General features: G+C 74.9%; 4 protein-coding genes. 2 read left to right on the plus strand and 2 right to left on the minus strand.

Translation table 11 applies throughout. From position 1 onward, the window contains the following. Nucleotides 1-217, plus strand: a 217-nt coding sequence (locus tag HGA02_RS15725) for a hypothetical protein (RefSeq protein WP_210728660.1), incomplete at its 5' end; no start/stop codon positions are given. A gap of 88 nt (nt 218-305) precedes the next feature. Beyond that, nucleotides 306-1,007 (plus strand): TenA family protein, encoded by a 702-nt coding sequence (locus HGA02_RS15730; RefSeq protein ID WP_343035517.1) that lies wholly within the window; start codon nt 306-308, stop codon nt 1,005-1,007. A 47-nt stretch (nt 1,008-1,054) separates the two neighbouring features. Here the strand turns inward: HGA02_RS15730 and HGA02_RS15735 are convergent, their stop codons facing one another. Both HGA02_RS15735 and HGA02_RS15740 read right to left on the minus strand, forming a co-directional pair. Next, entirely contained in the window at nt 1,055-2,365 is a 1,311-nt protein-coding gene (locus tag HGA02_RS15735; RefSeq protein WP_168680024.1) for a TrpB-like pyridoxal phosphate-dependent enzyme, read from the minus strand. 47 nt (nt 2,366-2,412) lie between these two features. Further along, the coding region (locus HGA02_RS15740) for a DsbA family oxidoreductase (RefSeq protein ID WP_210728659.1) at nt 2,413-2,689 on the minus strand (277 nt) is incomplete at its 5' end.

Here is a 2,689-nt window from a genome sequence, read left to right on the forward strand (position 1 = left end):
CGGCGGGCTCGACATGGCGCTGTTCCGCGTCGCCGGCAACCCCGGCAACACCTACGGCTGGTCGGAGTTCGGCACCGCGAACCCCGCGGTCGGCGACATGCTCGCGATCATCTGCCACCCCGTCGGCGCACCGAAGCGCATCGAGGCGGGACCGGCCACGCAGGTCACCGCGAACACCATCCGGTACGCCGACATCGACACCCTCGGCGGCCCGTGACGCGAAGCGCTGGCTCGGCGGTGCGATCGCCGCGGGGGAGGCGCTGCGGGTCGGCTCGGGCCACGGGCCCGTCGACCACTTCCACCACGTGCCGGGGCTCGGCCTGCCGTCCTTCACCGACGAGGTCGCGGGCGCGCTCGCGGCGGCCTGCGCCGCGTCCCTCGAGCAGCCGCTCGTGCGCGGTCTCGCGGACGGCTCGCTGCCGTTCGAGGCGTTCGCCGAGCAGCTGCACCAGGACGCGCTCTACCTGACGGCGTACTCGCGCGTGCTCGCACGGGCGTCCGCGCTCGCCCCGACGGCGGACGCGCAGGAGTTCTTCGCCCGTGGCGCGCACTCGTGCCTCGCGGTCGAGCGCAGCCTGCACGAGACCTACCTGGCGCGGGCCGCGGTGCGCCCGACGACACCACCGTCCGCGGTCACGCGGGCCTACGTCGACCACCTCGCGGCCGTCGCGGCGCACGGCTCGTACGCGGAGGTCGTCGCCGCCGTCCTGCCCTGCTACTGGGTGTACGCGGAGGTGGGGGTCGCGCTCCTCGCCGAGGCGGACGCGGTCCCGGGCCACCCGTACCGCGACTGGGTCGCGACGTACGGGAGTGCGCCGTTCACGGACCACGCGGCGCACGCGTGCCGGCTGGCCGACGCCGCCGTGCAGCACGCGGACCCGGTGACGCGCGAGCGCATGGTCGCCGCGTTCGACGCGTCGTGCCGCCACGAGGTGGCGTTCTTCGGTCAGGTCGCGGTCGTCGCGGCGGACCCCGGACGGCCGGTCGCCGCCCTCGCGGCCCGCTGACGCAGGTGCGCGGCCCGGGACACGTCGCCCGGGCCGCGCGACCCGCGTCAGAGGTACTGGTGGTACGCGGGCAGGTCGAGGATGCCGTTGCCCGACAGGCCGATGACGATCGTCTCCGCGTCGGTCGCGGCCCGGGCGTGCGCGAGGGCCCCGGCGACGGCGTGCGTCGACTCGGGTGCGGGGATGATCCCCTCGGCGCGCGCGAACTCGACGCCCGCGGCGAACGCGTCCTCCTGCTCGACGGCGATCGCGGACAGCAGCCCGAGCTCGTAGGCGTGCGACACCATCGGCGCCATGCCGTGGTAGCGCAGGCCACCCGCGTGGATGGGCGGCGGCACGAAGTCCTTGCCGAGCGTGTGCATCTTGAGCAGCGGCGTGAGCCCGGCGACGTCGCCGAAGTCGTACCGGTACTCGCCCTGCGTCATCGACGGGCACGCGGCGGGCTCGCACGCGACGACGCGGGTGGTCGCGCCGTCGCGCAGGTTGCGGCCGAGGAACGGGAACGCGAGCCCGCCGAGGTTCGACCCGCCGCCCGCGCAGCCGAACACGACGTCGGCAATCTCGCCGATCTCGTCGAGCTGCGCGAGGGCCTCCTGGCCGATGACGGACTGGTGCAGCAGCACGTGGTTGAGCACGGATCCGAGCGCGTAGTGCGCGGCGGGGTTCGTCGCGGCGGCCTCGACGGCCTCGCTGATCGCCATGCCGAGCGACCCGGTGGTGTCGGGGTCGGCGGCGAGCATCGCCCGACCGGCCTCGGTGAGGTCGGACGGCGACGGGTGGCACACGCCGCCGTACGTCTCCATCTGCATGCGGCGGTAAGGCTTCGCGTCGTACGACGCGCGCACCTGCCACACCTCGCACTCGAGCCCCAGCAGGGAGCACGCCATCGACAGCGACGCGCCCCACTGGCCCGCACCGGTCTCGGTCGTGAGCTTCGTGATGCCCTCGACCGCGTTGTAGTACGCCTGCGCGACGGCCGTGTTCGGCTTGTGCGACCCGACCGGGCTCACGCCCTCGTACTTGTAGTAGATCCGTGCGGGCGTGCCGAGCGCACGCTCCAGCCGGACCGCCCGCACCAGCGGCGACGGCCGCCACAGCGCGTACAGCTCACGCACGGTCTGCGGGATCTCGACCCAGCGCTCGGTCGTCACCTCCTGCGCGATGAGCGCCATCGGGAACAGCGGGGCGAGGTCGTCGGGCGTGAGCGGCTCGCGCGTGCCCGGGTGCAGCGCGGGCGGGCACGGCTCGGGCAGGTCGGCCGCGAGGTTGTACCAGTGGGTCGGCACGGACGAGGGGACGACGACCCCGAGCGGGTCGGTCCGAGGGGCGGGGCGCACCTCGTCGGGCGTGGTGGTCATGGCGCGACCCTAGGCCGGACGACGGCGCCCCGGGAGGGGATCGGTGGTCAGATCGCGCAGGAGTCGTCGGTGCACGCGGCCGCGTCCGGGTCGCCCAGCACCGTCAGCGGGTTCGCCTCGCGCCACGCGGCCTCGAGCAGCTGCGTGAAGACCGCCGCGGGCTGCGCGCCGGACACGGCGATGCGTCGGTCCACGACGAAGAACGGCACGCCGGTGACGCCGATCAGGCGCGCCTGCGCCTCGTCCGCCCGCACGGCGTCGGCGGCGCGGTCGCCGTCGAGCACGTCCCGCACGTCGTCGTCGGACAGCCCGGCGGCGCCGAAG

The organism is Cellulomonas septica (assembly GCF_012396155.1).
GTDB lineage: Bacteria > Actinomycetota > Actinomycetes > Actinomycetales > Cellulomonadaceae > Cellulomonas > Cellulomonas septica.